Source organism: Streptomyces sp. NPDC051576, assembly GCF_040681835.1.
GTDB lineage: Bacteria > Actinomycetota > Actinomycetes > Streptomycetales > Streptomycetaceae > Streptomyces.
Window position 1 is genome coordinate 38,554 of sequence record NZ_JBFAZO010000003.1, and the last position, 26,563, is coordinate 65,116.

Annotated in this window: 19 protein-coding genes and 1 pseudogene; 11 read left to right on the forward strand and 9 right to left on the reverse strand. The window is 66.8% G+C overall.

Going from position 1 to position 26,563, the window contains the following annotated elements; translation table 11 throughout:
* The first annotated feature begins 57 nt into the window (after positions 1-57).
* Positions 58-819 carry an arsenite methyltransferase gene (gene arsM / locus AB0M63_RS09920; protein WP_366019027.1) on the forward strand — a complete coding sequence of 254 codons (762 nt, stop codon included), beginning with the start codon at positions 58-60 and terminating at the stop codon, positions 817-819.
* Here the strand turns inward: arsM and AB0M63_RS09925 are convergent.
* From AB0M63_RS09925 to AB0M63_RS09950, 6 genes are all read right to left on the reverse strand, one after another.
* On the reverse strand, positions 807-3,662 hold the full coding sequence (locus AB0M63_RS09925) for a PKD domain-containing protein (protein WP_366019028.1): 2,856 nt from the start codon (positions 3,660-3,662) through the stop codon (positions 807-809). The two genes, arsM and AB0M63_RS09925, sit on opposite strands and share 13 nt — an antisense overlap.
* A gap of 192 nt (positions 3,663-3,854) precedes the next feature.
* A complete protein-coding gene (locus AB0M63_RS09930; RefSeq protein WP_366019029.1) occupies positions 3,855-4,661 on the reverse strand; it encodes a class II glutamine amidotransferase in 807 nt (268 codons plus the stop codon).
* Between the two features lie 21 nt (positions 4,662-4,682).
* Complete coding sequence (locus tag AB0M63_RS09935; protein WP_366019030.1) at positions 4,683-5,525, reverse strand: amino acid ABC transporter permease; 843 nt, start codon at positions 5,523-5,525, stop codon at positions 4,683-4,685.
* Positions 5,522-6,169 carry an amino acid ABC transporter permease gene (locus AB0M63_RS09940; protein WP_366019031.1) on the reverse strand — a complete coding sequence of 216 codons (648 nt, stop codon included), beginning with the start codon at positions 6,167-6,169 and terminating at the stop codon, positions 5,522-5,524. The genes AB0M63_RS09935 and AB0M63_RS09940 overlap by 4 nt, the downstream gene beginning before the upstream one ends.
* An 8-nt stretch (positions 6,170-6,177) precedes the next feature.
* A complete protein-coding gene (locus tag AB0M63_RS09945; RefSeq protein ID WP_355923605.1) occupies positions 6,178-7,122 on the reverse strand; it encodes a glutamate ABC transporter substrate-binding protein in 945 nt (314 codons plus the stop codon).
* Positions 7,123-7,208: 86 nt separating this feature from the next.
* Positions 7,209-7,934, reverse strand: a complete 726-nt coding sequence (locus tag AB0M63_RS09950; protein WP_366019032.1) for an amino acid ABC transporter ATP-binding protein — start codon at positions 7,932-7,934, stop codon at positions 7,209-7,211.
* A 151-nt stretch (positions 7,935-8,085) separates the two neighbouring features.
* On the opposite strand from AB0M63_RS09950, the gene AB0M63_RS09955 reads away from it, so the two are divergent.
* Positions 8,086-9,042 (forward strand): LysR family transcriptional regulator, encoded by a 957-nt coding sequence (locus AB0M63_RS09955; protein WP_366019033.1) that lies wholly within the window; start codon positions 8,086-8,088, stop codon positions 9,040-9,042.
* A 190-nt stretch (positions 9,043-9,232) separates the two neighbouring features.
* On the opposite strand, the gene AB0M63_RS09960 is transcribed toward AB0M63_RS09955, so the two are convergent.
* Positions 9,233-9,571, reverse strand: coding sequence for a MerR family transcriptional regulator (locus AB0M63_RS09960; RefSeq protein WP_355923598.1), 339 nt, complete (start codon positions 9,569-9,571; stop codon positions 9,233-9,235).
* Positions 9,572-10,258: 687 nt separating this feature from the next.
* Here AB0M63_RS09960 and AB0M63_RS09965 point away from each other — a divergent pair.
* Both AB0M63_RS09965 and AB0M63_RS09970 read left to right on the forward strand, forming a co-directional pair.
* Positions 10,259-10,618: a hypothetical protein gene (locus AB0M63_RS09965; RefSeq protein ID WP_355923596.1), complete on the forward strand. Its 360-nt coding sequence runs from the start codon at positions 10,259-10,261 to the stop codon at positions 10,616-10,618.
* A gap of 214 nt (positions 10,619-10,832) precedes the next feature.
* Positions 10,833-11,038 (forward strand): annotated as a pseudogene (locus AB0M63_RS09970) (flavoprotein); the annotation flags it as partial.
* 249 nt (positions 11,039-11,287) lie between these two features.
* Here the strand turns inward: AB0M63_RS09970 and AB0M63_RS09975 are convergent.
* Positions 11,288-11,929 (reverse strand): histidine kinase, encoded by a 642-nt coding sequence (locus AB0M63_RS09975; RefSeq protein WP_366019034.1) that lies wholly within the window; start codon positions 11,927-11,929, stop codon positions 11,288-11,290.
* Here AB0M63_RS09975 and AB0M63_RS09980 point away from each other — a divergent pair.
* The 4 genes from AB0M63_RS09980 to AB0M63_RS09995 all read left to right on the forward strand — a co-directional run bounded on the left by AB0M63_RS09980 (position 11,834) and on the right by AB0M63_RS09995 (position 15,951).
* Positions 11,834-12,379: a hypothetical protein gene (locus AB0M63_RS09980; RefSeq protein ID WP_366019494.1), complete on the forward strand. Its 546-nt coding sequence runs from the start codon at positions 11,834-11,836 to the stop codon at positions 12,377-12,379. The genes AB0M63_RS09975 and AB0M63_RS09980 overlap by 96 nt on opposite strands.
* Positions 12,372-12,740 (forward strand): DUF393 domain-containing protein, encoded by a 369-nt coding sequence (locus AB0M63_RS09985; RefSeq protein WP_366019035.1) that lies wholly within the window; start codon positions 12,372-12,374, stop codon positions 12,738-12,740. Before AB0M63_RS09980 ends, AB0M63_RS09985 begins: the two co-directional genes overlap by 8 nt.
* Positions 12,741-12,838: 98 nt before the next feature.
* Positions 12,839-13,921 (forward strand): M23 family metallopeptidase, encoded by a 1,083-nt coding sequence (locus AB0M63_RS09990; RefSeq protein WP_366019036.1) that lies wholly within the window; start codon positions 12,839-12,841, stop codon positions 13,919-13,921.
* 98 nt (positions 13,922-14,019) lie between these two features.
* Positions 14,020-15,951, forward strand: a complete 1,932-nt coding sequence (locus AB0M63_RS09995; RefSeq protein WP_366019037.1) for a S53 family peptidase — start codon at positions 14,020-14,022, stop codon at positions 15,949-15,951.
* 546 nt (positions 15,952-16,497) lie between these two features.
* Here AB0M63_RS09995 and AB0M63_RS10000 read toward each other — a convergent pair.
* Positions 16,498-19,818: a type ISP restriction/modification enzyme gene (locus AB0M63_RS10000; protein ID WP_366019038.1), complete on the reverse strand. Its 3,321-nt coding sequence runs from the start codon at positions 19,816-19,818 to the stop codon at positions 16,498-16,500.
* Positions 19,819-20,444: 626 nt separating this feature from the next.
* Here AB0M63_RS10000 and AB0M63_RS10005 point away from each other — a divergent pair.
* From AB0M63_RS10005 to AB0M63_RS10015, 3 genes are all read left to right on the forward strand, one after another.
* Complete coding sequence (locus AB0M63_RS10005; RefSeq protein ID WP_366019039.1) at positions 20,445-22,190, forward strand: class I SAM-dependent DNA methyltransferase; 1,746 nt, start codon at positions 20,445-20,447, stop codon at positions 22,188-22,190.
* Positions 22,191-22,420: 230 nt separating this feature from the next.
* On the forward strand, positions 22,421-23,422 hold the full coding sequence (locus AB0M63_RS10010) for a restriction endonuclease subunit S (RefSeq protein ID WP_366019040.1): 1,002 nt from the start codon (positions 22,421-22,423) through the stop codon (positions 23,420-23,422).
* Positions 23,422-26,556, forward strand: a complete 3,135-nt coding sequence (locus tag AB0M63_RS10015) for a DEAD/DEAH box helicase family protein (protein WP_366019041.1) — start codon at positions 23,422-23,424, stop codon at positions 26,554-26,556. The genes AB0M63_RS10010 and AB0M63_RS10015 overlap by 1 nt, the downstream gene beginning before the upstream one ends.
* The last annotated feature ends 7 nt before the right edge of the window (positions 26,557-26,563 follow it).

The following is a 26,563-nucleotide window of genomic DNA, read 5'->3' on the forward strand; positions in this document are numbered from 1 at the left end:
AGATGTCGATACAGCCAGCTAGGGCGCCTGGCATCTGTCCCACCGAGGAGTGACGCAATGAGCGAACAGTCCACCGACCTGCGTGAAACCGTCCGTCGGCGATACGCGGCCACAGCCCTTCAGGTCGCCGAGGGCGGGTCCGGCTGCTGCGGGCCGCAGCCGGTCGAGGCAGACGACAACTTCGGCTCCACCCTCTACGCCACCGACGAACGCGACGCCGTACCCACCGAAGCGCTCGCCGCCTCCCTCGGCTGCGGCAACCCCACCGCCGTCGCCGAACTCCGCGAGGGCGAACGCGTCCTGGACCTCGGTTCCGGCGGCGGCATCGACGTCCTGCTGTCCGCCCGCCGCGTCGGCCCGACCGGCAAGGCCTACGGGCTGGACATGACCGAGGAGATGCTCGCCCTCGCGCTGGCCAACGCCGAGAGGGCGGGCGCGACGAACGTCGAGTTCCTCAAGGGCACCATCGAGGCGATCCCGCTGCCCGCGAACACCGTCGACGTGGTCATCTCCAACTGCGTGATCAACCTGTCCGTCGACAAGCCCGCCGTCTTCGCCGAGACCTTCCGCGTCCTCAGGCCCGGCGGCCGTATCGGCGTCTCGGACGTCGTCGCCGAGGACACGCTCACCCCCGGACAGCGCGGGGAACGCGGTGACTACGTCGGCTGTATCGCCGGCGCGCTGTCCTTCGCCGAGTACCGGTCCGGCCTCGAAGCCGCCGGCTTCACCGACATCGTCATCACCCCGACGCACTCGGTCGCGGACGGCATGCACTCGGCCCTCGTCCGCGCGACCAAACCGCCGCGTCAGCCGAAGTAACCCTCCAGGTCGGCGACGACATCGACCGAGCCGAGCGCGTTGTGGATGCGGATGGATCCGTCGGCTCCGACCGGGACCACGGCCAGGATCGGCCGGGTCTGGCCCGCGGTCAGGTTGTCGTTGGACACGTTCGGCAGGCTGCCGTCGCCGTAGGCGGTCAGGTGGGTGTTGACGGTCGGGGCGACGCCCGTCAGGTTGACCAGCACGGCGGAGGCTCCCGCCGGGACGCCGTCGACACCGGCGACCTTCACGGTGAGGGTGCCGCCCGCGCCCAGCGGCTTGTCCGGGGCGCCCAGGGCGTCGCGGGTGTCGAGGAAACGGGTGGGTGTGGTTCCCACGAAGGGGCCGCCGCGGGGGGCGTCCGGGTCGTCGCCCGAGTTCGCCAGGTCGTTGGTGTACACCCCTTGCAGGTCAGCGATCAACTGGACGTGTCCGGCGCTGTTGTAGATGTGGAGGCTGCCGGAGTACGCGCAGGAGACGGCCAGGTTGGAAGCGGTCTGTCCGGCCCGGTAGTTGAGGGTGGACGTGGTCGGCGGGGTGGGGCCGTCGCAGGCGACGGTGACGTACCCGCTGCTGGTGCCTCCGGTCACGGTGACGTTGAGGACGGCGCTGTCGGTCGCCCCGCCCCGGGTGTACTCGGGCAGCGTGACGGTCGTGGTGCTGCCCGGCCCCACCGCGCCCTTGGGCGCCCCGATGCCGGAGCGGGTGTCCAGCACCCGGGTCGGGGTCACCGTGGCCAGACCGGTCATGTCCTGCTCGGAGCCGGCCCTGGTGGTGTAGTACCCCGCGAGGTCGGCGATGAGGTTCACGTCGCCGTGCGCGTTGTAGAGGTCGACGTAGCCGTCGGCGCCCACCTTGACGGTGACCAGGTTCGGATTGTCCTGTCCGGCCCCGAAGTTGAGGTTCGAGGTGTTGGGGCGGGTGGTGCCGTCCGGGTAGACCGTCACATAGCCGGCGGCGGTGGCGCCCGCGTCGGTGATGTTCAGCGTCACCGCCGTCACCCCGGACGACGGGATGCCGCCCACACCGAGGACCTTCAGCCGGACCACGCCACCGGGGCTCACCCGCGCCTTGGGCGCGCCGGTCCCGTACCGGGTGTCCAACAGCCGCTCGGGACCCGCCAACACGAAGGCCGCACCGACCGTGGCCCGGGCCGTCGAGGTGGTGGTCCGGCCGCCGGAGTCGGCGACCGTCTGTGTGACGGTGTACGTGCCGGGGGCCGCGTAGGTGTGCTCCACCGTGCCGCTGTACGGCGTGACGGTGACGGCCGTCGAACCGTCGCCGTAGGTGATCCGGTCGCTGGTGATCGCGTACGGATCGAAACCGACGTCGTAGGAGCAACTGGCGGCGTCCGGCGCCGAGGGGCTGGTCCCGCAGCCGACGTCCGAGGTGAGGTCCGGCACCGGATCGACCTCGTGCTCGACGAGGGCGGCACCGACCCGAGTACCGTCGGCCCTGTTCACCAGCACCGCGATCTGGAATGCGCCGACCCCGGAGTCCTGGGTGTAGGTGTGCGTGGCCGAGCCGGTGGTGGAGGTGGCCGTGGTGCCGTCACCGAAGTCGAAGGTGTACGTCAGTCCGTCCAGCGGGTCCGACCACGGATTGCTCAGCCGCGCGGTGGCGGTGACCGGAACCCCGACGTACCCGGCCTCCTGGCCGGTGCTCATGTCGATGCCGCTCGCCGTGAAGGGATCCTGGAACTCGGTGGCGCCCCGGTCGGTGTGACCAGTGCCGTTGCCGGTGTCCGCGACCAGTGGGTCGTCGACGCGTGCGTGGCCGTCGATGTCCGTGGACAGCTCACCGGGAGCGTCGGCGTCTGCCGAGTCGACGAGCGGTGAGTGTTCCGAGGCCAGCCCGTTCGCGGGGATCGTCAGATCCGTCTGATCCAGGTCGTGGGCGCCCTGTCCGGTGCCCGACCGGAACGCCTGCGTGGTGGCGTACACGGTGCCGGCCCAGTCGTAGTCGGTCCCGGTCGACAAGGGGTTGACCGCGTTGTAGTCCGCGGCGACCTGCGGGGCGGAGGCGGCGTCCACCGTGATCTCGGCCGGGGTACCGGTGCCGGAGCACGTCGTCGTACCGCCGGGCAGCGCGACGGTGTTCTCCACCGACCCGGAACTGCCGTCGGTCAGGCTGATGGCGTCGCCGCAGACCGTGGTGAAGGTGTCGCCCGCGAGATCGATCCCCGTCGTGCCTACGGCCGCGACACCGCCGCCCTGGAATATGTCGTCGGCGAGGGTGATGTTCCGCGCCCCGGCCGCGCTGCTGAAGTCGGTCCCGGTCCCCTGGTTGACATGCACGCGGGTGAGCGAGATGTCGGAGGAGGAGCCGTCGACCGAGATCACCGAGGTGGTGCCGGTGACGAGGGTGCTCTGTGCGGAGGTGGCCCGGTAGGTGATGTGCCGCGAATCCGTGACGGCCAGCGCGGTGGCCCGGGACGCGCTGACCCGTATCCCGGCCATGTCGACGTACTGGGCGCCGGCGAACGTGACCGCCGCCGTGTCCTTGCCCGCGACGGTGACGGGCGATCCGTCGCCGGGTGCGGAGAGAAAGGTGACGGGTGCGTCGGCGGTACCCGTGGACCGGACGGTGACCGGCGCATAGGGCACCTTGCTGCCCGCGACGTACACGGTGTCACCGGGAGCGGCGGCGTCTCCGGCCGCCTGTATCTGGCAGAAGGGCTCCGCCGCCGAACCCGGACCGGTGTCACTGCAGCCGGCGGCCGCGTCGTCGACGTAGAGCGCCGTACCGGCGGCAGCGTCCGCGACAGCCACACCCGGCCCGAAGCAGCCGACGATCAGCACCGCGAAAACGGCGGACGCCACCAGCGGTTGTCTTCGCCCCATGAACACGTTCCCCCACGACCTGTGCGATCCAGTCAGGTGTTCGCTGGAACTGACGGGAGAATAGGTCACGTTGGGGATGGCCGATGCCGGTGATGAGGGTCCGGTTCGTCGACGACTCGAAAGTTTGCGCCACGTTTGATCAGAGCGGGGATCACGAAGACCGGCCCATCAGCAGGAGTTGACCTTTCCGGGTCACGCGGGATGCGGCGCCCCGGCCGTCCGAGGCCGCCCCCGCGGATCGCCCGCCACCCGGTGGACCGAGACCCGCAGGCTGGAGCGGCGGATCTCCAGGATCTGCCGGTACGGCAGCACACTCCACTCCCCCTCGGGCTGCGGGAGCCCGCTGGAGGCCACCACCACCCGGCCCCCGTCGGCGTCGATCCGGTACCGCAGCCGGAAGAAGTCGGGGCCGCGGCGGCGGCTGGGCTCGGAGGCCGGGTCCTCGTCCGCGTACGCGTAGAGCGCCTGCTCCGTCAGCAGCAGGCAGTTGAGGCTGGCGTAGGACGCGCGGGCCCGGACGTCCGCCGCGGCGCGGGCGAGGGCGTCGACCGGGTCCGCGTCCCGCAGCAGGGTCAGGACGCGCAGGAAGTACCGCTCGGAGTCGGTGTCGCCCGCCGCTCCGGCCAGCAGATCCGCGTCGATAAGCTCGTCGAGGGCGTCGTACGGCGCGAAGAACCCGTTGTGCGCGAAGGCGAAGGTGCCCGCGGTGAAGGGGTGGGTGTTGCCGGGGGCGACGGGCAGCCCGGGGCTGGCCAGGCGCAGGTGCAGCAGCGCGGCGTCGGCGGGCGGGCCGGTGAGGGTCTCGTCCCAGAGGCCGCTGCCGGCCGCCGGGGCGGTGTCCTTGACGATCCGGGGGCCCGCGGCCTGTCCGGTCCAGGCGGCGATGCCCCAGCCGTCGTGGTGTTCGTGGCTCAACTCGGCGAAGGGGACGGCGAGTTCGTCCAGGGCGGTGGCGAGGGGCACGGGAGCGCGGGTGACCACGCCCAGCAGGCGGCACATGCTTGAACTTCCTTACGGGTTTCAGGGGCGGCGGGCTTCGAGCCAGGCCGCCGTCCTGGACAGGGCCGCGTTGACGGCGATGAAGCAGGCCGCCGCGACCAGATACGTGGACAGCACCGCGTGGTAGTACTCGCCCAACACCTTTGCCTGGTGGAGGAGTTCGAGATAACTGACGACGTAACCGAGCGTCGAGTCCTTCAGCAGCCGGACCAACTGGCTGACCAGGGCCGGGACCAGCGCTCGTAGCGCCTGCGGTGCGACCACGTGCCACATGGTCTGACGGTGTGTCATACCGAGGCTGTACGCGGCCTCCGTCTGCCCGCGCGGCAGGTTCAGCACCCCGGCCCGCACGATCTCGGCGACGACGGCGGCGTTGCCCAGCACGATCGGGATCACCAGTTGCCAGAACACCGGGAAGGTCAGGCCGATGCCGGGCAGCCCGAACAGGAAGACGTAGAGAAGCAGCAACAGCGGTACGGAACGGAAGAGTTCGACGTACGTCCGGGCCACCGCGCGCGTCCACCGGTGCCGGGACAGCCGGCCCAGCGCGAGCAGACCGCCCAGGGGGAAGGCGAGCGCGGCGGCGACCGCCGTGGCGAGCAGCGTCTCGCCGAGCCCGTCGAGGAGGAAGCGGAGAACCGGCCACTGCCCGAACATCCACCACTGGCTGCGATCGAGCTGACCGTGCGCGGCGAACTGCCGTACCGCCAGGGCGAGTAGCGCGGCGAGGGCGATGAGGGAGACGGCCGTGGCGATGCGGATACGGCGGCGGGCGCGGGGGCCCGGCGGGTCGAAGAGCAGGTGAATCTGGTCGCCGTGCTTTGTCTTGCCGTGCTTCGGCGTCGTCGTCCTCGTCATCGTCATCGGGCCACCGCCAGTCGCCGTTCGAGCCGACCGGTGAACAGGCCGGAGGTGAGGGTGATCGCGACGTACACGACCGTGGTGAGGGCGAAGCTGGTCAGCGGCTGGTCGTACTGGAGGGTGACGAACTGGGCCTGGCCGGTGAGTTCGGCGACGCCGACCGCCGCCGCCAGCGACGTGCTGAGGGCACAGCCGATGAAGATGTTGCCGAGCGGCTGCACCATGGGCCGGATCGCCTGCGGCAGGATCACGTACCGCAGACAGGCCCCGAAGCCGAGCCCGAGCGCGCGTGCCGCCTCCACCTGCCCCGGCGGCACTGCCCGGACCCCGGAGCGGACGACCTCGCACACGAACGCCGCCCAGTACAGGGCCATCGCGGTGGCCGCGGTGGCGAACAGCGGGTACAGCAGGCCGAGATCGGGCAGCCCGAACACGAACAGCACGAGCAGTACGAGGAGGGGGACGTTGCGGAACACGGCGACGTACGCGGCGCCGACTGCCCGAAGCGGTTTTATTGGGCAGATCCGCAGCACGGCCACTACGACGCCGCCCACGACCGCGCCCGCGAAGACGAGCGCGGTCAGGGCGAGCGTCAGCAGCAGCCCGTGCCCCAACTGGCCTGCTATGTCCGGGAGATGGTCGGTCATGGCGTGGATCAGCTGCCCTCGGCCGAGCCGATCACCGGCGGCTTCGGGGCGTCACCGGTCACGGCGGTGCCCAGCGTCGCCTTCCACAGCTTCGCCCACAGCCCGGACGCCTCGATCTTCTCCAGCCAGGCGTCGACGAACTTCTTCATCTCCGGGGACTGCTTCGGTACGCCGATGCCGTACGGGTCGGTGGTGAAGGGCTTGCCGACCACCTGCACGGACGAGTCGCGGTACTGGACGCCGACGAGCAACGCCTGGTCGTTGACGTAGGCGTCCGCGCGCCCCTGCTTGACGGCCTCGACGCACTGGCTGTTGCCCTCGAACTGCAGGACGGTCGCCTTCGGGGCGAACTCCTTGAGGTTGCTGACAGCCGTGGACCCGCTCTGCGCACACACGTTCTTGCCGTTCAGGTCCTTGACGGACGTGATGGCGGTGTCGCCCTTCTTGACGAGGATCGCGTTGCCGGAGGAGTAGTACGGCCCCGCGAAGTCCACCTTCTTCGCCCGCTCCGGGGTGATGGAGTAGGTGGCGAAGACGGTGTCGACGGTGCCGTTGCGCAGCAGTTGCTCGCGGGTGGAGACGTCGACCTGCACGAGCTTGGTCCTGCTCGCGCTGCCGGTGAGGTACTTCGCGAGCATCGCCGCGAGCCCGGCGTCGAAGCCGGTGACCTTGCCGGTGATCGGGTCCTTGAGCGAGAACAGCGCCGCGGTGTCGGTGCCGCCGACGACGAGCGTGCCGCGCTTCTTGATGGCAGCCATGAGGCTGCCGGCCGGTATCTGGGCGGTGGAGGCGACGGGGGCGGCGTCCAGGACCTGCTGGTACGCGTCGCCGGAGGCGGTCGCCGATCCTGACGCTGCGGCCGGCAGGGCCGCGGAACCGCCCCCGCACGCGGTCAGGGTGAGGGCGAGCGCGGCGGGGGCACAGGCGGCGGTGAGAATACGGCGCGTTCTCATGGGGAATGGCCTTTCCGGGAAGATCTTTCGGGAAGCTCTTACAGGAAGCACTTTCGGGAAGCACTATCGGGAATTGCTGTGCTGATTCAGTGAGCGAGAACCTTCGACAGGAATTCACGCGCTCTCGGGGAACGCGGGCCGTCGAAGAATTCGTCGGGCGCCGCGGTCTCCTCGACCCTCCCGTTGTCGAGGAAGACGACGCGGTCGGCGGCCCGACGGGCGAAGCCCATCTCGTGCGTGACGACGAGCATGGTCATCCCGTCGGCCGCGAGCGAGCTCATGACGTCCAGCACCTCACCGACCATCTCGGGGTCCAGCGCCGACGTGGGCTCGTCGAACAACAGCACCTCGGGATCCATGGCCAACGCCCTTGCTATGGCGACGCGTTGCTGCTGCCCACCGGACAACTGCCCCGGGTACGCGTCCCCCTTGTCGGCGAGCCCGACCCTGGCCAGCAGCTCACGGGCCCGCTCGGCGGCGTCGTAGCGCGACCGTCCGCGCACCTTCACCGGAGCGAAGGCGATGTTCTCGACCACACGGAGATGCGAGAACAGATTGAACGCCTGGAAGACCATCCCGACCCGCGCCCGCAGCCGGGCCAACTCCCGCCCCTCCTCGGGCAGAGGCTCCCCTGCCAGCGTGATCCGCCCGGAGTCGACCGTCTCCAGCCGGTTCACACAGCGACACAGAGTGGACTTCCCGGACCCCGACGCCCCGATCAGAGCGACGACCTCACCGGCCCGCACATCGAGATCGACATCACGCAGAACATGATGGGCCCCGAAGTACTTGTTAACTCCCTCAAGACGCACGAGAACGCTGTCAGTTGAGCTGTCCGTTGACCTGTCTGTAGAGCTGTCTGTCGAGCTGTCCGTAGGCACGGGACAAGCATCGTCGGCGTCGCTCCCGACGGTCCAATTCGAATGTCACCCGGAATTAATAAAGGGTCTTTATGCTTGCCGGATGTACGACCCCCGACAGTTGCAGGTCCTCGCCGAGGTCGCCCGCACCGGCACCTACACGGCCGCCGCCGAGTCCCTCGGCTACACCCAGCCCGCGATCAGCTACCAGATGCGCATGCTGGAGCGCACCGTCGGCGCCCCCCTGGTCACCCGCCGCGGCCGTGGCGTCCGCCTCACCCCGGCCGGCCACGCCCTGGCCCGGCACGCGGACACCGTCCTGGCCGCGTTGCGCACGGCGGAGTCCGAACTGTCCGTCCTGACCTCCCCGGCCGGCGGCCGCATCCGCCTCGCTGCGATGCAGAGCAGTTGCGTCACCCTGGTCCCCCGCGCCCTCGGCGCCCTCCGCCGCACCCACCCGGAACTGGAGGTCACGGTCACCCAGTCCGAGTGCCATGTCTCGCACAGCCTGCTGTTGGAGGGGGAGGTGGAACTGGCGGTGATGTGCGAGGTGGCGGCGTCGGAGCCAACTGGGCCGGCTGAAACGCCGGCACAGGCGGCCGGCGAGGGCTCCCTCACCCTGGACCCCCGGCTGCGCCGCATCCCCCTCCTCACCGACCGGCGCTGCGTACTGCTCCCCGCCGACCATCCGGCCGCGGCCAGGACCGGCGTCCGGCTCGCCGACCTGGCGGACGAGCGCTGGGTACTGGAGTCCGGCCGCACCCGCTTCCTCGCCGCCTGCCGCGACGCCGGCTTCGCACCCCGCATCGCCGCCACCGCCGACGACCAACTCACCCTGCACCACCTGGTGGCCCACCGCATCGGCCTCACCGTCCTCAACGAACTGGCCGTCACCGCCCACACCGACCCCCGGGTAGTGGCCCGCCCCCTCACCGACTGGCCCACCCGCAACGTCTTCGCCCTGCTGTGGCCGGACACGCTGGGCATCACTGCGGCGGCGGCACTGCTGCGGGCTCTGCGCGAGACGGCCGGGTCGACGACCGAGCTACGGGCCGGCTGACGATCACAAAGGTGGGTCAACGGCACCGGCACGACGGCCATGCTCAGTTCCCCTCCGTCACGGACGCCGGCACCTCGTCAAGGTCCCGGGCCGACCGGGGCATCCCGCCACGGCCGCATCGCCCGCGCAACGCTGCCCACCCCGGGACCGGGTTGTACGGGGGCGCCCGCCGATGCCGGCAGGCCCCGTCTCAGGCCGTGTTCGTCGGCTTCGTCGATTCCGCGGTGCGGTGGTGTTCGGCGTTGATGCGCTGGGCTTCTTCGAGCTGGTCTTCGAGGACGATGATGCGGCAGGCGGCCTCGATGGGGGTCCCGCGGTCGACGAGTTCACGGGCGCGGGCGGCGATGCGCAACTGGTAGCGGGAGTAGCGGCGGTGTCCGCCCTCGGAGCGGAGCGGGGTGATCAGACGGGCTTCGCCGATGGCGCGGAGGAACCCCTGGGTGGTGCCGAGCAGTTCGGCGGCCCGGCCCATCGTGTAGGCGGGGTAGTCCTCGTCGTCGATACGGCCGAACAAGTCATCTGCTGTCATCTGCACCTCTCTGTGGAACGCGTAGAGGGGCCTTGGTGCCAATGGCACCAAGGCCCCGAAGGAACTACTACACCATCTGCCGGCTCGGATGCCGCGCCGGCCTTCTGTTTCCGCAGCCCCGACCTTGATGCCGTCGGGGGTGCTGGGATCGCGGTTGCTTGACCGGAGACCACCTCACTATCGATGTCCTGCGGTACCCGGGTTCAATGTGTCGGCCCGGGCGATCCTGATGGCGCTCTGTTCCTCCGTTCTTCCCTCTGGGATCAACTGCTACCTGACGGGTACTGCGAACTGCACCTACTGAACTGCACTTGCGGTACTGCTCACGGCGGCCCCTGATCACCGCGGGCCACCCGGTGCGGTCGTCAGTCCCGTCGCCGTCCTGCAACAACCTGGCTTCGCGACTCCACCACCGCACCGTCCTTCGCACTGCACCTGCTTGTACTGCTGCCCGGCAGTTCGTGTCTGCCCGGCCCTACTGTCTCTCTGAGCTACGAGAGAACCATAAACACACCCGCACCCCAATGTCTACTCCAACAAACACAGATTTCCGCGCGTTCGACAGTGAGGCAATCAGCCTCGAACAGTGACGCGGGCAGGGGTGAGGCGGTCACGGCCACGGAGGCGGCACCTGCGCCCTGGGCCACCGCTCAAGCAGTCGAACGGCCGGCAAATACAATCTGCCCCATGTCCAAGCCTGACCAGCTGCTCGTTGACGTCGCCACCGTGGTGGAGTCCGGGCAGAGCAACCAGATGTCCCTGACCGTGGTCACCGGTGGCGCTGTCATCACCGGCCGCCTGGCTCCCGAAGCCGTGTGGCGTCGCCGGGTGTCGGAGGTGCTGACGGATTCCGCCCGCCTGGGAGAGTTCTCCGCCGTCTTCGACACCCCCGCGAAGAAGGACGGACCGCCCACTCATCTGCACTTCCATGTCGCCCGGATCCTGCAAGGCACAGTGGGAATCCCGGAGACGGGCGGGATGTACCGGGTCGCGATCGACGACGTCAGCGCCTGGACCATGGGCGACTTCAGCTACTCCGACCACTGAGCAACGCCGGCGACGGAAACGGGTCGCACGCGGTGGGCCCGGCCGGCTACTCGCGCCGGCCGGGCCCACCGCTGTTCGGGGGTCGGCTCGTACCTGTTGCGTCGGTCAGACAGACATGGGGGTGCCGAGCATCGCGGAAGCTTGCTGGAGCGAGTCGTGGATGCCTACGGGTACGGCCTTGGGATCAGCGGGAGCGCATCGCGTGCTCGGCTCCGCCATGGGCATCCCGGTCGCCGTGCCGCACTACCTGAATTCCGCGCATACCGCGCATACCACCAGAGTCTGGAACGGCTGCGCGAGATAGGCGTCCTGATCGGCTCGTACGAACCTCACCGGCCGAAGGCCGGCGGCGGGGCCGATCGTTACCGCTGGGAGGAAGTGCTGAAGTCGCTTGCTCCGAGGCTGTCTGCGAGGTCGTGATCACTTGCACTTCGGTTGAGCGCCAAAGCTTGTTGGGTGGTTCCGGACGCTGGTTCATTGTCCGGAACGACCTGGTCAGGGCATGTGGTGGGTGCACCGTGCTCCGTCCATGCCGTGATGGTCTCTGTCACATCATCCGCTCACGCATCGCTCGCGCATGGCGGGGCGCTGGGCAGCGGCTTTCGGCTCATGAACACCTGGACTGGCGACGCGTACCAACTGACCCCCCTCGCCCATCGCAACCGCCCTTCAGAACACCGCCCGCACGTGGAAACCACCGTCCTCGGTCCTCCCGTACACAAACTCGCCATCGACTTGGGTTACTTGTTCAAACAAGCCCGCAAGACCAGTCCCGCCGCGCGGTATCGACGGCACAGCGAGACGAGTGGGCTCGTTGCGCACTTCCACGAACAGTTGCTCCCCCGAACCGTCCGACGTCGAGGAGTCGACCGTCACCTCGATCCGTGCTTCCGGCGCGTGTCGTGCCGCGTTCGTCAGGGCCTCCTGCACAACGCGGTAGGCGGCGTGCTGGACGTCGCCCGGCCAGCGATCCGGCGCGTCGACAGCGATGCGGGCGCTGTCGGTCAGGCCAGCACGAGCCAGGAGTTGTGGTATTTCGCGCAAGTTGCCCACCCGTGGATCGCCGTCCTGTGAACGCAGCATGCTGGTGACGGCCCGCATCTCCTCGAGCGCCCGGCGGCTGAGCGCGTGGATGGCAGAGGCCTCACCAGCGGTATCACTGTCAGGCGTGCGTGAGCCGAGAGCCTCCGCCCGCAAGGCGATGAGGCTCGCCGCATGACCGACCGAATCATGCAGGGCGCGCGCCAGGGCGGACCGCTCCTCAATGGAGGCGAGACGGCGGACCAGACGCAGTTCTCCACCGTGCTGCACAACCTCGCCGCGTTCCTCATCGTCTTCCAGACGGCCATCCTGTACTTCACGGCCGGCTACTGGAAGATCTTCGGCAAGGTCTGGCAGGACGGAGTCGCGACAATCGTCTCGTACGCGACGATCTTCGTCGAACTGGCCTTCTCGTTCGCGCTGTTGTCCTCCCGGCCCTGGCTGCGCAAGGTCAACACTCTCGCCCTGGAAGGAATGCACCTGGGCATCGCAGCCTTTATGGGCCTTGTCTGCTTCGGGCTGCTGATGATCGGTGCGGACTGTGTCTGCCTCAGGGACGACGACTACCGGTCGATGTGGCGCCGTGCGCAGGCCGGATACGCACGACTGGCCACCGGTTGGCCACCCGAGGCTCGAAGCTGGCGAATATCCCCACTCACCGGCTCCGCCACCAGGACGTCCGGTTCGCGTCTCCGGAAGGAAGCCCACGATCATGTCTGAGCCTGTGATCGTCTTCGACGGCACCTGCGGCTTCTGCCGCTTCACCGTTACGCGCCTGGCGCGGACTTCCCGTCTGCGCCTGGCCGGACAGTTGCTGCCGTACCAGAGCGCGGACCTGGCCTCGTACGGACTGACCCATCAGAAAGCGCGCGAACGCATGTGGCTCGTGCAGGATGGCCAACTCCATGGTGGAGCACAGGCGTTCACCGCATGGTTCGCAACGGGCGGCTCGACGGCCCGCATGGTGGGCCGAACGCTCACCCTGCCCGGCATACGGCATACGGCCGAGGCCGCCTACCGGTTGATCGCCCGCAATCGGCATCGCATCCCCGGCCCTTGGGAGCGTACGTGCACGATCTGACGCCTGAGTCGCAGCGTGCCCCGCAGCCGGCCGAGGCCCGCGCCCTACAGCGTTTCCTCGCGGCGGATCCGGATGACTGGCCTCGCCTTGCGCCGAAAGTGACAGAGGAGGTCGGCTCGGACACTCTTCAGCGGATCGTCCGTGCCACGCTCACCCGCATCGGGGAACTCGACACGGTGACGGACAGCCCCGACGGACTGATCGTGTCCGGCAGCCAGGGCAGGGTGCGCGCCTGGGCCCAGGTGGCGCCGGGCGGCGAACTCAGTGCCCTGCGCATCGAAGGCGCCCACTACACGCCGTCCCGGCGCCGCCTGCGTCTGCCCGCGCCGGTGACATGGGCGACGTATCTGATTCTGGTCACTGTCTGGAACATCCTGACCGTCTGGACAGCCGCCGACCGCGCCGCCTGGCTCGGCGACATGGCCACCCTCGCAGGCTTCTACGTGATCGTCGAAGGCTGCGGCGCACCCGCACAACAGCCCCGCCTGTTGCGCCGTACGGTCGAGGCCGGCGCCGTCGCGGCGCTCGCCTCCACATGGCGGCTCCCCGACCTGCCGAACGGCAACGGTGTGCTGCGCCTCGCCGGCGGCCTCGCACTCCTCACGGGATCCCTGTGGCTGGTCGTCGCCGCGCGCCGCCATCGCTGGCGGGCGCCTCTGTCGCGACCACTTCAGTTCCCGCTGGTGGGCACCTGGTACGTCGTCCAGGGCGGCGGCCGCATGCTCAACCACCACGCCCAGGTACCGGAACAACGCGGCGCCCTCGACCTGGTCGCCCTCGGCACCCTGGGCACCCGCACGCGACGAGGCCGTGACCTGGGCGCGTACGCCGCCTACGGCCACCCCGTCCACTCCCCCTGCGACGGCCGCGTGATCTCCGCCGCCAACACGGTCCAGGACCAGAAGCCCGGTGAAATCCGCTACCAACCGCCGTACGGCAACCACGTCTTCCTCGACACCGGCCGCGAGATCATCAAACTCGCGCACCTGCGCCCCGGCTCGGTGACCGTGAGGACGGGCGACACCATCCACGCGGGACAACTCCTCGGCGAAGTCGGGAACACCGGCAACACCACCGAGCCGCACCTGCACATCCACGCCGAACGTGACGGCCTCGGCCTGGACCTGGAGTTCACCGGCATCCCCGAACGGCTGTATCGCGGGCGGGCGATCCACACCTGACGCACCGCACACCGCACGCCCGAAACACCGCGGGACGGCACACGCCACGGCCCGGCATGCCCTGTTCCACCACTCGAAGAAAGCCTGCAGGCACACCCATGCCCTTTGTCCGAACACGCCGCGCCCTCACCGGGGCGACAGCCCTCACCGCGCTCCTTGGCGCCTTCACCCCCTCAGCCCACGCCGCCGCATCGCCGAGCCCTGTGACCATCCCCGGCACTCACCCCGACCACCTCACCGCGGCAGAGGACGCCGGCCGGATCCCCACGACCACGAACCTCACCGCCCGCCTCTACCTGGGCACGCGCGACCCGAACGGCCTCGACGCCTTCCTCACGGCCGTCACCACACCGACCAGCCCTCATTACCGGCACTACCTCACCCCGGCGCAGTACGAAAGACGCTTCGGCCTCACCCCCAGCGCCCGGAACCGGATCACACGGTGGCTCACCGACGCGCACCTGACTATCACCGAAGACACTCCGCACTATCTCCAACTCACCGGCTCCGAAGCCGACGTCGCGACGGCGCTGGGCACCCGGATACACCGCTACGAGACCTCGGCAGGCACAATCCAGGCGCCGGCCGACGACATCCGCGTCCCCGCCTCCCTGGCCCAAGACGCGAAGGCTCTCGACGGCCTCTCCTTCAACCTGCCTGCCGCGGCCCGCCCCCTCGGCCAGACCGAGCATCACCTCGACGCCCGTCGAGCCGTGTGCTCCGCATACTTCGGCGAACGGCGGGCCACCACGCTCCCCAAGGCATACGGAAAGACGCAGACCTTCGCCCCCTGCCCCTACACGCCACCCCTGCTGCGCCACGCCTACGGGGTGACCGCCGCGGGCGCCACCGGAAGGGGCCGCACCGTCGCCATCGTGGGCGCGTACGGCAGCCCCACCGCCGAACAGGACGCGAACACCTACGCCACGGCCACCGGCGACCGCCCCTTCCGACCGGGCCAGTACCGCGAACGGATCAGCCCATCCGACTGGAACATCACCAAAGCCTGTGCCCCGCCTACGAGTTGGGCCGGCGAGCAGGCCCTCGACGTGGAGATGGCCCACGGGTACGCGCCCGACGCCAGCGTTCTCTACGTCGGCGCCAACTCCTGCCTGGACACGGACCTCATGGACGCCGAGTCATACGTCATCGACCACCACGCCGCCGACATCATCTCGAACTCGTGGGCCGAGGTCATCCACACCAGCGCCCCGCACCTGACGCCTGCCCTCCTCAATGCGTGGAACACACTGTTCCGGCAGGCCGCGGCAGAGGGCATCGGAACATACTTCGCCGCCGGCGACTGCGGCGACCAGTCACCCGACGCCACCCCCGGCGGCCTCAACTGCGACCCGAACACCACCCAGGCACAGGCCGACTTCCCGAGCGGCTCGCCCTGGGTGACCTCTGTCGGTGGCACGACGCTGGCCACCACCAAGGACGGCAGGTACGCCTGGGAAACCAGCATGGGCGACAACCTGTCGATCCTGTCCCCTCAAAGCACGGCGTGGGAGCCACTGCCCGGCCTGTTCACGTTCGGCAGCGGAGGCGGCCCCAGCGACTTCAAGCAGCCCTGGTACCAGCGCGGCACCGTCCCCCACGCCCTCGCACACGGCCACCGCACCACACCGGACGTCTCAATGGAGGGCGACGGCGCCATCCCGGTCGTGATCGGCTACACAGTGTCCGGCCAGTTCGAAACAGTCGGCTACGGCGGCACCTCGGCTGCCGCCCCGGCCTTCGCCGCCCTCCAGGCGGACGCCGAGCAACTGTCCGGCCACACCCTGGGCTTCGCCAACCCCTTGCTGTACGCGATGCGGAGCACCGGAGTCTTCCACGACATCCAGGACCCGGCCCGGCCCACCGCCGTCATCCGCGACATGGGCCCGGACTCCGGAACCTACCGATACCTCCTCTACGCTCTCGGCCGCGACTACGGCCTCAGCGCGACCAGGGGCTACGACTTGTCCTCCGGTCTGGGTTCGCCCACCCCGTCGTACCTCGGACAGTTCCGCCGCCACAGCGGCTGACGGCCGGGTCGTGGCCGACCGGCGGCCGGGCCGCTGACGCGGGACGAAGAACCCACCCGTCGGCCACCGAGCACTGTCGCTCACGCACAGGCACTCAAAACCTCGAAGCGCCCCGACCCAACAAAACCGGTCGAGGCGCTTCTTCGCAGGCCAGAGGGGCTAACCCCCGCCCACCACCCGTAGGCCCTGTGGGACTCGAACCCACAACCAATGGATTAAAAGTCCTGGCCAAAGCTTGCTGGGTGGTTCCGGACGCTGCTTGAGTGTCCGGAACCACCTGGTCAGGACAGATGTGACTCGTGACCCGGTCTTCCCCGTGATGGCCTATGCGGTTCCGTCCGCTCACGCATCGCTCACGCAGAAGAGGTCGGCTGAGCAGCGCGTTCAGCAGCGATGTAGGTGCGGCGCTACTGCTTCTGGCGCTTGCAGTCGCAGCTTGCTCCGGAGTGAGAGCGGATTCGTGCCCGATCAGATCGCGTCGAGCCGAGTCGCAGGTTCGCGACGACTTGGACCAGTTGCACGTGGTTCGGCGGCCGACTTCTTCGCTTACAGGTCGAATAGTGCGTCGCCCGCGTCCGATGTTGCCTTCAGCGCCTTGGTTGCCTCCGCGGGAACAGGGAGGATCCCCGCTGTGGTCAGGTCCGTCACCGTGATCAGTGGGCCCGCGCACACATCATTGAAGAGATCGGCCTGCGCTGGCTCCTCTCGCACGAGCAGGCCGAGGACATTCAGCAACTCCAGCAGTTCCGTTGTCCATGAGGGAAGCCAGCGTGGAGCCACCTCGTGGTCCAGTTCGAGGCGTCGCTTGCCGGCGGGGTTCCTCCGTCGGTAGCCGAACCACTTGTCGAGAACATTCATCCCGGACACTTCGTACTCCCGCACCGCGCGAGGCACCGGACTGATCCGTCCACTGCCGACCCACAGATCCTGTGTCACGGGGTCGTACGCCAGCTTCTCCGGCATGGCTTCCGCATCGTCCGGGATCTCCTCGACGCATCGAGGGCGGTCGCGTGGTAGCAGCACCCTGCCGTACGGCCTCCCGGCCGTCTCGTCGGTGTACCGCTCGCCGTAGGTGTGTAGCCACAGGACTCGCTGGCCGATGGCAACTGCCCGCTCCCACAAGCAAAGGTCAACGGTGAGGGGTATCCGCGCGCCGGGGACTTCGAGGTCCTCTCGGAATCGAGCCGTGTACTCCGGGTGGGACGCGATCGCGGCGATGTAGGCCAGCAGGTCTTCAGCGACGACCGGTATGCCGAGCCGCCCGGCGAGCAGAGGGAGCAGACCGGGCATGACGTTGGGCAACGTACCGGCGGTGTTGCGGTAGAGAGGACGGGCGCAACCGCTGCGGTTGTTGAAGTAGTGCATGTCGGGAATGAGGGCGCTGAAGACCAGTGCCGGACCGTTGACCACCGGGTGGGCGTTCTGCTCAACGGTGTAGATCTGACGGTCGCTGCGAACTCGCCAAAGGTCCGCTCTGCCTCGCTCCATCAATCGGCTGTCCGGCAACACGTATTGCCGGTCGAACGAGCGGAACCCTATGCGCACCGTTTGAGGGTTCGTCCTGTGCTCGGCGGCGAGCGGTGTCCGCCCGTGAGACTCAACTCCTGGCAGGGGCGGAACGTTGTCTGAAGGCGCTCGCTCACCAGAGCGTCCGAGCATCTCGGCACGTCTCTCGGTATCCGCAGCGAGTAAGCGCTGCCACCGTTTATGAAGTGTGTCCTCGTCCGGTGCGTAGACCCACATGCGCCCAGGTGTGACACCACGAGACGACCACGGCATCAGATCTCTCAACTTTGGGCAGGACTCCCACAGGTCGCTGCCGGGTGGCAGAAAGGCGTCCGTCTCACCCGTGGCGCACTCGCGCCATTCGGGGTCATCGAGCGTGAGTGTTGCCAGGCGTTCGATCTTCTCGTCTCTGCGCCCGCCGACCTTGAGGTGTCTTACTTCTGCAGTCTGCTGATCTGTCCGCGGCCTGGGGCTGTCCCGCCATCGCACGAAGATCGCGATGCACAGTTCCTGGGCAACCTCGGGGAAGATCCGGGTCGCGACATCCGCACGTTGGCCCTCCGGAGACAGGTCGACAATCCAGCCTTCGTCGGCGGTTTCGCGTAGATAGCGCCGCATTCCGGCGAACGCCCGCCCCTTGAGCCATGCCTTCGGAGTGATCAGCGCGACCACACCGAATGGCACGTCGTCGTGTGCGTCGAAGACCTTCCAAGTGGCCCAGCGCCAGAAGTAAACGTAGAGGTTGGCGATCTTCGACTCGTACCTGCCGTTGCCAGGTTGCCGGAAGGCCCCCAGTGGGGCCGGGACGTCCGCCTCAGGCTCCCCTCGTTCCACCCACTTACCAGCGCCCCGTTTCACGGCGTCGTGAGGCGGGTTGCCCATGACGACCATGACACGCTCGTCCCGCTTGACCTGGTTGGCCTGCCGACGGGATTCCGCGAGCGCTCGGTAGGTGTGAGGGATCCAGTTGAACTCAGCTGTCGGACTGTCCAGGGCGTCAGCCACCAACAGCCTGAGTCCCCGGGCGGGGGCTGCGGACCCGTACTGCTTGAGCATGGCGTGCATGCGTAGTTCCGCGACAGCGAACGGACCGACCTGCATCTCGAAACCGACCAGGCGACGTCCCACCATCTCTCGCAAGCGTGGGCCCACCGCACCTGGGCCCTCCGCCTCGGCGATGGTCACGGCGGCCAGCTCCAGCGCCGACAGGAGGAAGGTGCCGGTACCCATGGCTGGGTCGACAAGGACCACGTCGGGAGATGCGAAGCCGGACGGGATACGGAAACCCTCCCGCTTCAGGACGTCCTCGACGAGCCGGGCCATGGCCGAGACGACGCCACGCGGTGTGTAGTACGAGCCTGTACGAATCCGCAGGTCCGGGTCGTAGATCTGGAGGAAGTGTTCGTACAGCAGGAAGTAGGCGTCCCCGGTGCCATCGTCCAGAACATCCCACCTGACCGCGCCGATGACACGAAGCAATGTGTTCAGCGTGGTGGACAGGCCAGCAACAGAGTCGCCGGCCAAGACATCCAGGGCCTGCCCCATCAACGAGTGCTTCTTGCCGAGCTTCGTGGCGATCTCATGCACAGTTTCGCCTTCGAAATTGATCTCCTCCACCCTGGCGAGCAGCAGTGCGAACACCACTGCCTGACCGTATTGCTCGACGAACTGGGCGTCGGTTGCTTCCGGAAACAGTAGGTGTCGCCAGTCCTTGGCGAGTGTCGTGAATGCCGGTGGACGTCGACGGCTCTTCTCCTGTGCGATCGCTTCTCCGACCTCTTCCGACAGAAGTTGGCAGAGCCCGGCGACTGCTCGGATGAGCTGACTCGTGGTGCGAGGTGTCTGCGGCTCCCAAGTCAGAAATTCGCGTAGCACCCGCGCGAGTGTCCCGTCGGCAGGGGTAAGCCGGGATCCAGAGGTGAGAACCGAGCCCTTCATGTGGGCCACTTCACCGACCCGTTGGCCCTCTTGATGGACGGAGAATTCGTTGCCGTCACAGAGCAGAACGTTGTTGAGCAGCCGCAGTTTTGCCCACTGTTCGGCGTTACGGCCTGTGTAGACGGACGGGTCGGCCTGGGTGCCCGGCTTCTTGAGCTCGATGTAACCGACGAGGGCGCCTCCGACCTCAACGGCATAGTCCGGGCGGGCTCCCATGTCCACAAGTGGGACTTCGCCGATGAGAGTGACTTCCAGACCCAGGCCACGACATATGGACCGGATCATGTTCTCCAACGGTCCCCGGAGCTGGTCTTCCTGCCACCCACTGCCTCTCAGCTTTGGCGTGACCTCCGCCCCAAACGTCGACACGGCGGCCTGCACTGCCTGCTCGAAGCTGCCATCGATCCTGCGACCGGACCCCATACCGCCCCCATCCCCAAGGCGGGCAGATCCGGCCGACGTCAAGTCAGTGCGGCCACCTGCCGCACCGTGCTCCCCGTCGAGGCCGGACTTTTCCGGCCCTCGCTGTCCCATGACCGTAGGAGGGGAGCGCGGGGCGCCTGGAGGGTGCATGCAGGGGCGCACAGAAGCACCAATGCCATCGTCCTGCGACGGCTACACGGGGCCACCAGGACTCCGCATGGCCTGAAGGAACTCGGATTGGACGAAGTTCTGACCAAAGCTTGCTGGGTGGTTCCGGACGCTTCTTGGGTGCTCGGAACCAGGTCGGAGGGGGCTTCGGAGGATTCACAATCCACGCCGTGATCGTCCGCTCCACGTCATCCGCTCACTCACCACCAGCCCGAGCGTCAGCGCTTCCGTAGATCCTCGTGAGGCACGAGAAAGGTGCCGCCTCCCGCCTACTTCGTTCGACACACGTCGTAGATCACGTACCAGTCGTCGCTCGTCGCGCTCTCGTCCATGTGTCCGTGCTGCCCGGGGTGCCTCAAAGAGCGCGTCGAGGAGGTCCCATGGTTGAACCATGGGACGGTGGCTGCTGCCTCTGGCAAAGTGATCGGCACTGCTAAACGATTCTCGTGAGGAACCTTGTGAGTACGCTCGGTAGCTTCATCTGGTCAATCGCCGACCAGCTTCGGGGCCCCTACCGCCCCAACCAATACGGGACTGTGATCCTTCCGTTCACGATCCTGAGGCGGCTCGACTGCGTACTTGAGCCGGACCGCACGGTCGTACGGGAGCTGGCTGCGACGTACGAGAACCCAAACCGGCTCAAGATCGAGGTCAAGAAAGCCACGGGGCGGACGTTCTACAACACCTCCAACTACGAGTTCGCGAACCTGCTGGCCGATGCGGACGGGTTGGCGGACAACCTCGCTGACTACATCGACCGGTTCTCCACCGACGTGGACGTGTTCGAGTACTTCGACTTCAAGAAGGAGATCCTGGCCCTGGAGAAGGCCGGGCTCCTGCGCGAGATCGTCAAGTCCTTCGGCGCCGTCGATCTCCACCCCGGCGTGGTGTCTAACGCAGACATGGGTGACGCCTTCGAGTACATCATCCGCAAGTTCAACGAGGCAGCGAACGAGACCTCCGGAGACCACTACACGCCGCGCGATGCGATCCGGCTGCTGGTCGACCTGCTCTTCGCGGAGAAGGACGTTGATCTCACCGAAGGCGGCATTATCCGGTCGCTGTACGACCCCACCGCTGGCACCGGCGGCATGCTCTCCCTGGCAGAGGAACACCTGCTCGCTGCGAATCCTGACGCCAAGCTGAACCTGTACGGTCAGGAGTACAACCCGCAGTCGTATGCCATCTGCAAGTCCGACCTGATTGCCAAGGGCCACGACGCGACCAACATCGCCTTCGGTAACACGCTCACCGACGACGCCTTCAAGGGTCGCCAGTTCGACTATTGCATGTCCAACCCGCCCTACGGGGTGGACTGGAAGCAGTACGCCAAGGCGATCAAGGAGGAGCGCGACTCCGCTGGCCCCTACGGCCGATTCGCGCCGGGACTCCCGGCGATCTCGGACGGGCAGATGCTCTTCTTGCTCCATCTGGTCCACAAGATGCGCGCACCCGAGGACGGCGGTGGCCGCGTCGGCATCATCATGAACGGCTCGCCGCTCTTCAGCGGCGCCGCCGAATCCGGTCCCTCCAACATCCGCAAGTGGCTACTGGAGAACGACCTCGTCGAGGCGATCGTCGGGTTGCCGACCAGCATGTTCTTCAACACCGGCATTCCCACCTACATCTGGATCCTCGACAACACCAAGCACCCTGACCGCCAGGGCAAGGTCCAACTCATTGACGGCACGTTGTTCTGGACCAAGATGCGCAAGAGCCTTGGGTCGAAGAACCGCCAGATCAGCGACGATGACCGCGCCAAGATCGTGCAGTTGTACACCGACTTCGAAGAGGCCGACCCTGACTTCTCCAATTCTCTACGCAACGACGAGTTCGGCTACTGGACGATTACCGTTGAGCGGCCCCAGCTGGATGACAACGGCAAACCGGTCACCGACCGAAAGGGCAAACCGAAGCCCGACACCAAGAAGCGCGACACCGAGAACGTGCCCTTCGCCTACGGCGGCTCCACCGCCGGCCCAGCAGGCAAACACGACGTCATCCAATCTTACTTTGACACCGAGGTGAAACCGCACGTCCCCGACGCCTGGATCGACTGGACCAAGATCAAGACCGGCTACGAAATCCCCTTCACCCGCCACTTCTACAAATACGTCCCGCCCCGGCCGTTGGCCGAGATCGATGCGGATCTGGAGAAGCAGGTCGCGAAGATCCTCGACCTGCTGCGCGAGGTGGAGAAATGATTAGGGCGAACTGGCGGAACATCCCGCTCAAGCGAATCGTCGGCTCTATGCAAAGCGGGACCAGCGTGAACGGTGCCCCCTGGCCGGCCCAAGACGATGAGCTAGGTGTACTTAGGACGAGCGCAGTTTACGGTGGAGTCTTCAGACCCGCAGAGAACAAACAGGTCGATAGCTACGACATTGATCGGGCATCCTGCCCGGTGCTGGCTGGCTCGCTGATCGTGAGCAGGATGAACACGAAGCAGCACTTGGGCGTTGCTGCCGTAGCGCTTCGGGACTACGCAAACCTCTACCTGCCAGACCGATTGTGGGCAGTGACCTTTCGTGGTGCCGACCCGCGGTTTATCGATTGGTGGACAAAGACGTTGGCTTACCGAACCCAGGTGGAGGCTGTCTGCGTCGGAACGAGTTCCTCAATGCAGAACATCAGCCAGGGTGACTTCCTGGAGTTTCGGATTGATCTTCCGAAACCGGAGACGCAGGGCGCCATCGCCGACTACCTCGACCGCGAGATCGCCCGCATCGACAACCTCATTGGCGAACAGCAGAGCTTGATTGAGACACTGCGTGAACGCCGGCGCGCAGTTGTTGACGGCGTAGTCCGACGGGGCGTCGGTAACGTGCGTTTTCGTGACTCGGGGGACCCGCTAGTCGGTGACGTCCCCGAAGACTGGTCGATCGTCCCGGTACGCCGGTTGGTGACACTTCTCGATTCGAAGCGGATCCCATTGAGCGCCGAGGAGCGTGCCGAACGGCCTGGCCGATATCCGTACTACGGCGCAACATCAGTCATCGACCACGTTGACGATTACCTCTTCGATGAGCAGTTGGTTCTAGTTGCCGAAGACGGCTTCGGGCTCCTCTATCGCTCCAAGCCCATTGCACTTCATGTCGAAGGTCGGATTTGGGTGAATAATCATGCTCATGTACTTCGCCCTCTCGGTGTCCCAGCGCGGCTGCTCGCTGCGCGGATCGAGGCTGAGAATCTTGTCCCCTATATTACCGGTTCGCGGCAACCGAAACTCACAGCCGACGCTCTGATGGCGATGCGAATCTCGTTCCCGCCCGAGGACCAATGGGCCGATATTCTCGCGGTACTCAATAAGGAAACGGCGAGCATCGACACGCTCATCGCCGAGACCGAACGGTTCATCGAGCTTGCTCAAGAGCGCCGGACTGCGCTCATCACCGCCGCTGTGACAGGTCAGATCGACGTACGAGAGGCGGCCTAATGGCCGATCACAACGAGTTGGTCTTCGAGACCGAGATCTGCGAGCAGCTCCACACCCACGGTTGGCTCTACTCCGCGAACGATACCGGCTACGACCGTGAGCGTGCCCTGTTCCCCGCGGACCTGTTCGCCTGGCTGGAGGAGACCCAGAAGCCGAAGTACGAGAAGGCTTTGAAAGCCGCTGGTTCGCAGGAGAAGTTCCTCGACGTGCTGGTCGCAGCGCTGGACAAGCCCTTGGAACACGGTGGTGGCACGCTCAATATCCTCCGCAGCGGCGTGCAGTACATCGGCGGCGGGCGGCTGAAGCTGGCCCAGTTTCGCCCCGAGACGACGCTAAACGCGACCACCAACACCGAGTACGCCGCGATGCGGGTGCGGGTGATGCGGCAGGTGCACTTCTCCACCGCCGACCAGCGCAGCATCGACCTGGTCTTCTTCGTCAACGGCCTCCCGGTCGCCACGGTCGAGTTGAAGACCGACTTCACCCAGTCGCTGGACGAGGCGGTCAACCAGTACAAGCAGGGTCGCAATCCGCTGACGAACGGGCGACTGGAGCCGTTGCTGTCGTTCGGTCACCGGGCGCTGGTGCACTTCGCGCTCTCGAATGACCTGGCGGCGATGACCACAAGGCTGGAGGGGGAGAAGACCCACTTCTTGCCGTTCAACATCGGCTTCGACAGCGGTGCCAGTAACCCGCCGGGCACGGACGGACGGTCGTCGACGGCGTACCTGTGGGAACGCGTCTGGGAGAAACACGCCTGGCTGAACATCATCGGGCGGCTGATGATCGTGCAGACCAAGGAAGAGTGGGACGTCACCACCGGCACGTCGGTGCGGAGTACGAGCATGCTCTTCCCGCGGTTCCACCAGTGGGAGGCCGTCACGAGCATCGTCGAGGCGGTGAAGGAGGAGGGTGTCGGGCAGCGGTACCTGATTGAGCACTCGGCCGGGTCGGGGAAGACGAACACCATCGCTTGGACGGCCCACCGGCTGGCGCGGCTGCATGTCGATGATCGGAAGGTGTTCGACTCGGTCATCGTGGTCGTGGACCGTACCGTGCTCGACTCCCAGCTGCAGGATGCGATTCGGCAGATCGACGGCACCGGCAAGATCGTCGCAACTATCAGCCCCGAGGACGTCCGCAAGGCCGGCGCGAAGTCGAAGTCGGGTCTGCTGGCGCAGGCGTTGAAGAACGGTGAGCTAATCATCGCGGTGACGGTGCAGACCTTCCCGCATGCGCTGGACGAGATACGGACCGACGCTGGCCTAAAGGGCAAGCGGTTCGCCGTCATCGCTGATGAGGCGCACTCCTCCCAGTCGGGTCAGATCTCCTCGAAGCTGAAGCAGGTGCTGACCGCTGAGGAGGTCAAGGAGATTGAGGAGGGCGGCGAGATCGACGTGGAGTCGGTGTTGGCCTCGGAGATGACCGAGCGGGCCGAGTCGGAGAACATCTCGTACTTTGCCTTTACCGCGACGCCGAAGAACAAGACGCTGGAGCTGTTCGGTCGCAAGGGGGCCGACGGGAAGCCGTACGAGTTCCACCTGTACTCGATGAAGCAGGCGATCGAGGAGGGCTACATCCTCGACGTGCTCAAGGGCTATCAGTCCTACGACACCGCTCTGAAGATTGCTGGCAGAGCCGAGAGTGGTGATGGGGGCGAGGTCGAGGAGGCCACGGCCCGCAAGGGTTTGATGCGGTGGGTGCAGCTCCACCCGACGAACATCAGCCAGAAGGTGCAGATCATCGTCGAGCACTTCCACGCCAACGTCGCCCACCTCCTCGAAAGCAAGGCGAAGGCGATGGTGGTGACCGACTCGCGCAAGTCTGCGGTGAAGTACAAGCTGGCCATCGACGCCTACATCGCCAAGCGCCGCACCGAGGACTCCTCGTACAACTACCGCACCCTGGTCGCCTTCTCCGCCGGCGTGACGATGACCGAGGACGAGACCTGGCACAGCGACTGGGGCCCGCAGCCGTCGAAGGATGACGAGTTCACCGAGGCCAACATGAACCCCGGCGCCGGAGCTGATCTGGCAGCTGCATTCAAGGGCGAGACGTACAAGATCATGCTGGTCGCCAACAAATTCCAGACCGGCTTCGACCAGCCCTTACTCTCGGCGATGTACATAGACAAGAAGCTGTCAGGGGTCACCGCAGTGCAGACGCTCTCGCGGCTCAACCGCACCCATCGCACCGCTGGTGGGGAGCAGAAGCGCAAGACGTTCGTCATCGACTTCGCCAACAAGCCCGAGGACATCAGGGCAGCCTTCGAGCCGTACTTCAAGAACGCGACCCTGGAGACCGAGACCAATCCGTACGTCGTCGTCCACCTGGCTAACAAGCTCGCCCAGGCCGGAATCTATGCCGAAGACGACGTTCGCAAGGTTGCCGAACTGTGGGTGACTCGGAAAGGCAACAACGCGCTCTCGGCGGCGATCAGCCCGGCGCAGCACGGTTTCCGGCGCCGCTACGCGCGGGCGATCGAGGAGGAGGACAAGGTCACGCTCCAGGCGCTCGACCTGTTCCGCAAGGATGTCTCCACCTACGTACGTCTCTATGACTTCATGTCCCAGATCGTCGACTACGGCGACGCCTACATGGAGATGCTCTCGATCTTCCTGCGCCTGCTGGAGAAGGTCATCGCCGAGTCCGCCTGGGCCGCCGACATCGACCTCTCCGACGTGGTGCTGGTCGGGGTCAAGCACAACAAGGCAACCCCGATCAACATCTCGCTCGTGGGCGACGGACAGATGAAGGGCATCAGCGCAGCCGGCACGGGAATGAAGAAGGACCCGAAGTACGTCGCGCTCCAGGTCGTCATAGACAAGATGAACGACCTCTTCGGCGCCGAATCGTTCGCCGAGTCTCAGATCAGGGAGTTCGTGCAGGGACTCGTCCAGCGGTTGCTCGCCGACCCGAACCTGATCAGGCAGACCAAGGTGAACTCCAAGAAGCAGTTCGTAGAGTCACCAGACTTCCAAGCAGCCGTAACGGAGGCGGTCGCAGACAACCAAGACGCCCACAACACGATGGCTGACTACTTCTTCACCGATGGGCCGGCCATCAACTCGATCATCGTCGCCCTCGCGGATGCCTTCTACGAAGCGGCGGTCGATCAGCAGGTGGATTCATAGAGTCGAT